Source organism: uncultured Intestinibacter sp. (genome assembly GCF_902468165.1).
GTDB lineage: Bacteria > Bacillota > Clostridia > Peptostreptococcales > Peptostreptococcaceae > Intestinibacter.
On sequence record NZ_CABQXJ010000106.1, the window covers coordinates 1 to 7,893 of the forward strand.

Annotated in this window: 7 protein-coding genes and 1 pseudogene; all 8 read right to left on the bottom strand. The window is 25.5% G+C overall.

All coding sequences use genetic code 11. The features are described 5' to 3' along the window. Positions 1–763 precede the first annotated feature (763 nt). The 8 genes and pseudogenes from RDX53_RS13355 to RDX53_RS13390 all read right to left on the bottom strand — a co-directional run bounded on the left by RDX53_RS13355 (position 764) and on the right by RDX53_RS13390 (position 7,624). Positions 764–2,086 carry a histidine kinase dimerization/phospho-acceptor domain-containing protein gene (locus tag RDX53_RS13355; protein ID WP_147580812.1) on the bottom strand — a complete coding sequence of 441 codons (1,323 nt, stop codon included), beginning with the start codon at positions 2,084–2,086 and terminating at the stop codon, positions 764–766. Positions 2,087–2,090: 4 nt separating this feature from the next. Continuing rightward, a complete protein-coding gene (locus RDX53_RS13360; protein ID WP_175301937.1) occupies positions 2,091–2,744 on the bottom strand; it encodes a response regulator transcription factor in 654 nt (217 codons plus the stop codon). Positions 2,745–2,840: 96 nt separating this feature from the next. Beyond that, positions 2,841–4,217 carry an ABC transporter permease gene (locus RDX53_RS13365; RefSeq protein ID WP_032089902.1) on the bottom strand — a complete coding sequence of 459 codons (1,377 nt, stop codon included), beginning with the start codon at positions 4,215–4,217 and terminating at the stop codon, positions 2,841–2,843. After that, a complete protein-coding gene (locus RDX53_RS13370; RefSeq protein WP_032089901.1) occupies positions 4,217–4,873 on the bottom strand; it encodes an ABC transporter ATP-binding protein in 657 nt (218 codons plus the stop codon). Before RDX53_RS13370 ends, RDX53_RS13365 begins: the two co-directional genes overlap by 1 nt. 9 nt (positions 4,874–4,882) lie before the next feature. After that, positions 4,883–6,160 carry an ABC transporter permease gene (locus RDX53_RS13375; RefSeq protein ID WP_175301936.1) on the bottom strand — a complete coding sequence of 426 codons (1,278 nt, stop codon included), beginning with the start codon at positions 6,158–6,160 and terminating at the stop codon, positions 4,883–4,885. A gap of 19 nt (positions 6,161–6,179) precedes the next feature. Next, positions 6,180–6,539, bottom strand: a pseudogene (locus tag RDX53_RS14145) (4Fe-4S binding protein); the annotation flags it as partial. A 4-nt stretch (positions 6,540–6,543) separates the two neighbouring features. Continuing rightward, on the bottom strand, positions 6,544–6,639 hold the full coding sequence (locus tag RDX53_RS13385; RefSeq protein ID WP_307994328.1) for a CD1871A family CXXC motif-containing protein: 96 nt from the start codon (positions 6,637–6,639) through the stop codon (positions 6,544–6,546). 340 nt (positions 6,640–6,979) lie between these two features. Further along, a complete protein-coding gene (locus RDX53_RS13390) occupies positions 6,980–7,624 on the bottom strand; it encodes a hypothetical protein (RefSeq protein ID WP_307994329.1) in 645 nt (214 codons plus the stop codon). Between the last annotated feature and the right edge of the window lie 269 nt (positions 7,625–7,893).

Consider the following 7,893-nt stretch of genomic DNA (forward strand, 5'->3'; position numbering starts at 1 on the left):
AGATTGCTATTAAAATCTAAAAGCTTTCATTATTTTGTGTTGTATCACCTTCTATAAATATTTTAATGAATAAGGTTTATATGTAATAAAAATTTAAAGAAGTATTAAAAAACGAGCTTGTACCTATTCATTAATAATTAACTACTTTAGATAGCAAACTGAACCGATTGAGTTTAGTTTACCTAAGCTACAATAAATGCTTTAATATTTTGAACACATCTATTTATAACTTGATGGTATGATAGCATACAATTTTATGCGTTTTTTCCCATATTTATTATTTATCTATTTAATTTTTTGAGAATATTAAAATAAACAGTCCCTATCAAATTTTTAATATAGAAAATATTGCAAGAAGAATATATTAAATCCTTTTGACTTTATAAACATATTCAATATTTTGGTAAAGTGGACTTATTCAACGTATTGAAAGGACTTTTCTAGCGTAACATTCAACTCAGCAAGTCTATGTTTTCAATTTATGAGTACAGGATAACTTAGTAAACATTTGTATAAGTGCTTTAGCTGATATCTAATAACCAAAACTTTTAGATGGTCAGGTTCATCGTAATGATTGATCCGCCCCATCGGAATTTAATGAAAAATAGCAGTTGATCAAGTCTATCGGAATAAGTGATCAATTAGAGTGGAATAATCATTTATCAATTATTTTCTTTTCACTTTTAATAAGAAAAAAGTTTTTATTTCCACAATTAATAATAAGTCTCTATTTTTCAATAACTATTGTAAAATTATATCTTACTTAAGATAATATTTTAATTTTAAAGATAAAAAATTCTTCATCCTGCAATGCTTTATATTCTATATTGTAATTATTCAGAATATTACTTACAATATATAAACCTAATCCATTACTATTTTCCTTATTTAAATCAAATTTAACATCAAATATTTCATCCATATTCGAAATTTTATTGTTACCGTATGAATTTTCTATATATAACCAATCATTAACCATCCCAATATTAATTACCCCATTTACATCAGTATATTTTACCGCATTACTAATCAAATTAGATAAAATAATCTTTAAAGCTGTTTTTCCTATATAAACATTCTCATCTAATATATAATTATTGACAGTTATTTTCTTTTGATGTGCTAATATTTCATACTTTTTTAATACATCTTCTAATGTATCATTTATTTTCAAATATTCTTCATCATTATTCAAATTTTCTATAGAATGAACTGATAATATTTGAGAAATATTTTTTGTTAAACTATCAACGATTTCAATGCATTCATTAATATAAATATCTTTTTCTTTATATTTTCCAATATTGTATTTCATGTTTTCCAGTATTATTTTAAGACTAGCAAGAGGAGTTTTAAGTTCATGGGATGCACCTTTAAAAAAGTCATATTTTAACTTTTCTAATTTTAAAATTTCTTTATTTTTAAATTCTAAATCGTCAATTGTTCTTAATAAAGTAGAATACAAATCATTAATTTGTTGTTTTAATTCTCCAACTTCATCATTAGAGCTAACTTCTAAACGTATTTTTTTATCAAGTTTCATCATTTTATCAGTAACAATTTGTATTTCTTGTACATTGTTTTTTATTAATTTTGCATAAATTAAAGAAATAATAGAAGAAAATAAAATTGATATTAACAAAGAATATGGTAAAAATTTAAGACTTAAATCTTTTGCATCTTTTTGCATATCAGCTGTAGAGACAAATTGTAGATATGTTTTTTTACCATCATTAAGCTTTATTTCTCTTTCTTCAATTATCAAAGAATTACTATTACTTTCTAAATTAGTATCTATATTATCTTTGATTTTTATTTCATTATTATTATTATTTCTTTCTTTTATAAATGCCTTTATTTCGCTACTTTTAGAATAAAGTTCCAAGGTTTGTTCTATATATTTTATTTCTTTTCCATTCATAATACTGGAAATTTCATTTGCTTTATTATAGACCTCTTCTTTTCTGGTCTCCAAATATGTTTTAGGAAAAATAAAGAAAACTAATAAATGAACTAATATAATTATTATTCCAAGAACAGAAAATATTTGTATGAACATTTTGGGAAATATCTTTAATTTTTTCATTTTCTCATTTTATCTCCAATTTATATCCCACATTTCTTATAGTGGTTATGCAGTCTAATTGTAATTTTTTTCTAAGTTCTTTTATGTATACGTCTATTACTCGATCGTAAGGAATTTCTTCGCTATCTTTCCATACATAATCAATAATTTGCATTCTAGTTAATACTTGTCCATTATTATCCAATAGACACTTTAATACATCTAGTTCTTTTGCATTTACATCTATTTCTTCATCATTTATTTTAGCTGTATAGCTATTAAAGTTAACCGATAAATCCTTATATTCAAACGTCTCTAAATGTCCATAATTCTTCTTAATCAAAGAATCTATTCTAACCTTTAAGACTGGCAATGAAAATGGCTTTTCTACATATCCATCTGCTAAATTAGTAAATGCATCAATTTTATATTCTTCATCACTAAATGCAGTCAAGATTAGAATTGGTAAATTGCTTTTCTTTCTAATTTCTTTCAACACTTCTAAACCATTTATAAAAGGTATCTGAATATCTAAGATAACCAAATTTATAGCGTTATTAAATTTTGACAAAGCTTCTATTCCATCTTTAGCTTGAATAACAGTATATCCAAATTCCAAAAGATATTCACTTATTCCCTCTCTGATCATATTATCATCTTCAACAATTAATATTTTCATAAATACCTCCTCTTAAGCCTATACACTTATATTATACAGAATATTATTTGATATTTAAAAGTAAAAAAATTTCGGTGCTAGAAAGCACCAAAACTTTTAATTATCGTCAATTAATAATTCTTTTGGGTTTTTTCTTAATATATTGAATGAAGAAACAATCAATGAAACAAGTAGTATTAAACTCATAAATATAACTACATAAATTATGAACTTAGGTACTACATTTATATCTAAACTTGATAATGTCTTATTAAATCCTTCAGCTTCTGCCCCACCACCTAATTGGCTAGATGCAGATTGTCTAGCTATTTGTTTAGCTATATCACCAGTAACTTTATTCAATATATTATTTCCAAGTTTGCTAGCTGTGTATTGAGCTAAGAAATAAGAACCAACGAATGCGGGGATTGATATAAATATCATCTCAATTAGGAATTGACCAAAAATTTCTAATTTTGATATACCTAATGATAGTAATACTGCTATTTCTTTCTTTCTAGCATTCATCCATAAGAATAGTAATAATGAAACTACAACTCCTGCAAATATTAATGAACCTACAAATAATTTATTTGAAATTGAGTAGATACCTGATATAGATTGTTGTAATGCAGGGTAATTTGATGAACTTTTAATCAAATTATATTCTCTCCAATTTATATCTAATTTCCCAAGATCTTTTATGACACTATCAAGATTCTTATCACCTTTTACAAAGAATGTTGCATCTTGGTATACAGCTGTATCTTCTGTATTACCATAAACTTTAGCGGCCGTATCAATATCAGTGATTAATGTATTTTCGTATAGTTCCTGTGCTGCACTTACTCCACCACTATTATGCCCATCGAATAGACCTTTAATTTCTACTTCTACTGTTTCATCTGCACCTTTTTCATTATCAGCGTCAAATAAATTAGATTTTAATTTTATCTTATCTCCAACTTTAAGATTATTTTTTTTAGCTAAATCTTTATGCATTAAGATTTTATTTTTATCTTCATTTTCTAAATGCTTTCCTTCTACTAATTTATATGCTTCTGATACAAATTTTGTTTCTTTTGATGAGTCATTAACCCCAGTTAACATAACTGTTCTTTTGAAATTCTTCGCTCTTTCAGGCGATTGATTCGCAAGAGTCTCTTGAGTTTCAATAATATCATAATCAACTAAATCTGCAACACTGTTTATTCTTTTTACATAGGATTCTACACTATCTGTTTGAGATATCTTTTTAATATCTTCACCTTTTACATTTCCCCCACCTCTAGGTGTTCCTGGATTAACTTGTCTATTTATCTCCATAGAAAAACTATTTGTTATATTAGCCAATGTTTCTTTTGAAGCTCTGTCCGTAGCATCTTTAATAGATAAACTAATAAAACTTAAAATTGACATAGATAAAATAACTAACATAATAATTAATGATTTTAAGCTTTTTCTAGTTACATAAGCAAATGCATTTTTTACCATTATTCAACCTCCAAATTCATTTTATTTACTTTTTTCAAATTTTTACCACTTAGTTCTAAAATAATATCCGCAGAATCTGCTACTTCCTTACTATGTGTTACAACTATTACACATTTATTTTTGTCTTTAGCCAACGTCTTTAATATATCAATTATTTCTCCAGCAGTAACACTGTCTAAATTACCAGTAGGTTCATCAGCTAGTATTATTGGCGCATTTGATACCAATGCTCTAGCAATAGCTACTCTTTGTTGCTGTCCACCAGATAATTTCATAACATTTCTTTTTATTTGTTTTTTATCTAAACCTAGCTCAAACAAGATACTTTCATCTGCTGATTTGTTTACTAATCTAATATTTTCAATCGGTGTTAAATAATCTATCAAATTGTAGTTTTGAAATACTAAAGATATATTATTTTTTCTATGATTGTTATATCCTTTCTTTTGTATATCTTCATTCTTAAACAATATTTTTCCTGTTTTAGGTTTATCAAGTCCAGCAAGTAAGGAAAGAAGTGTAGTTTTTCCTGTCCCTGACTTTCCTACGATCGCATAAAACTTCCCAAGTTCAAATTTTTGATTTACTCCTGACAAAACTTTTTCTTTAGAATTTACATAACTATATGCCACATTCTTTATTTCTAATATATCCATTATTTTCTCCTAACTTATTTTTGATAATATTTCTTTAGGCTTCTTGATTAATATTAATGAAGAAGCAAATACAACTGATAAAACAATAATACTTATTAATATTAAATAACTTTGTCCAAGTGCTACTATATTTAACATAAAACCACTATTATTTATTAAACTTCCACCGGAAATTATTGAATCCTCTGAGTTAATGAATCCATCTACAATTACTTTTAGTAACACATTTCCTAAAAGTAAGGAAGATATTATACTTGGCATCGATATGAATATTAACTCGAATATAAATTGCATTATAATTTGCATCTTAGATGTTCCAATAGATAAAAATATACCTATTTCATAAACTCTTTCTCTTAACCATAGAACTAAGATTAATGAAAGAACAATCATTCCTCCTAACATAATAGAATAAGTCATTACTTTTATTATATGTTTTATTCCACTTACTGACTCTAAAGATTCTTCAAATACATTAGAATCTTTTTCAATGGAATACTTTGATTCATCAATTTTAAGCTCTTTCAATTTATTTAAGACTAAGTTTGTAGATTCTAAACTACCAGAATACATTAAAATTTTATTTGCAATTTTATTATTTTCTAAGTTATTTAATATCTCTTGGCTTGTTGAATAATCCACAAAAACCATGTTTTCACTAAAATCAGAAGATAGACCTGTATATGTTTCCTGTTTTTTACCAGAAAATATTCCTATAATTTCAAATTTATGACTCTTTATTTTTCCACTTTTTTCAGTATCTAGTAATTCAAGATCAACTTCATCACCTAATTTTAGATTGTTTTGTTTAGCGAATTCTTCATGAACAATAATTGAGTTTTTATCATTTTTCTCTATATTTTTACCTTCTTTAATTGTAAATACTTCACTATTAAATAAAATGTTTCTTTTAGTATTATTTGTAGCTTCGAGTGAAACAACATTCTTAAATTTATCAGATAAATCTTCTCTATTTATTTTTTGCTCTCCACTAACTACTTTAGCACCTTTTAGTTTTGCTAATCCATCATATTGAATTATTATTTCTTCAATTTCTTTTAATTTTTCAATATCCTTAAATTGATTAACATTAAAATATTTACCATCTTTTTTTGTTATTGATATTGAAGAATTAGAACTTTCGTATAAAGTCTTTTCTATTTCATTGCTTGATTTCATTATTGTTAAACAAGAATACAAACAAGAAAGAACTATTGTTAAAATAACAAAAATAATAAATGTTCTATTTTTTTTTCTTGTAATGTATGCTATTGCGTTTTTTATCACTTTTTTAATAAGCTCCTCTCTATTTTTTTATTCCACAACTAATTGTATCCACAGGACAAGCATTTTTGCATCGTCCACATCTGATGCATTCTAGATGATTATAATTTTCAACTGGATCTATATTCATTTGGCAAACTTTTTCACATTATGCACTTTTCTTCGTCTAGTCTATATCTGAATACTGAAATTGGGCTAATAACTGAATAAATAGCTCCCAAAGTCCAAGCATACCAATTGGACTAATAAGCTTACAAAAATATGGAGACCCTTGTCCTAAAAGATCAACTAAAAATAGAGGAAGTATTATTACAAATACAATCGATATTATATATTTCAATTTTCTCAAATTCTTATCAAGCTTAAATGTCTCAATTTTTTTAATTCTATCCAATTCCAACACACTCCAAGCAAATTCTTATTACCTTCTCCAATTCAACTCTATTCGCTCCATGACCATATCCATAGTAAGTCATAGTCATATTAATAAAGACAATTACTAAAGAGAAATTACGGCTTTTTTAAAACTAATTAACCATATACCATTCATCACTTTACATTTACTTATTTTTTATTTTTGTTAATTCTTTTTCAATTACTCACTTGTTTTCACCGTTATCATCAACATTATCTGTAACAACACTAACAATATTAAAACATTTAATTTTTATTTCGTTCTAAACCTCAACTAAATTTGGAATCTCTTTTACACAAACTTTACGCTAAATTGTAAATACGTTTACCATACTTCTCAAAATATTTACTTGTAAAATCCTAACCATTTATGTCTTTTAGTAATAGTTTACGTAAATTCCTAACTGATTATTTTTTAAATGCTTCTGTATTTTCTAAATCAGTTTTTTCTGATAGAACAAAACCGTTTTTAGGACGTTCTTTTTTTTCTATAATTTGAATCTCAGTTTTTTTAAATTCATTCAGAAGTTTAATTTCAGATCCGCTGTTTGTACTAAAATAGCAATCGTATTTTCCATCACTTGAAACTCCTATTTTAGTATGAGTATCACATTTTGTCATTTTAGATATTTTTTCTTCTAATGTATTTTTTTCAAAGATACCAATAGTTCCAATTCTTTTAAGCCCATTTTCCCATTTTTCATAACCACCTTCCTTTTTATTAACAATTGCTTTTTTTTGCTCTTTAGTCATTTTATTAAAAGTTAAAAAAGCATATTTTAATTCCTTATCTATAGGACTTTGATCATCTAACATCGCTATCTTTTTATCATTCATATACTTTTTAAATTTATTTGAAAGTTCAAATTTAAGACCTAAATATTCATAAACATATTCTTTTTTTGTTTTTAAAGTATAATCTGATGGCTTAAATGTTGCATTTTTATCCTTTTTGTTAGTTGACGTACCCTTCTCTTCAGAACTTATTGATTGTCCTTCTTTAATTTTATTGCTTTCATTACTTTTTTTACACCCAACTGTACTTAAGCTCAAACATAACGTAAGTAATAGGAATGCACCTCTGGCTACTTTTTTCCCATAATTTTATCCTCCTTTATTTTTTAAACAAAAGCCTTTTATAACTACTTTCAATAATATTATACACACCATTTATGAAACGTTGATGAAATACAATTTTTTATTTTTCCAAACCACAGTATAATAATATAAATATTGATGTTAGTATAAAAACTGTACAAGTTAAACAGAAGAATTAAACATCATTTGGTACAATGTCATAAGTAAAAAAAGAAATAGAGAAA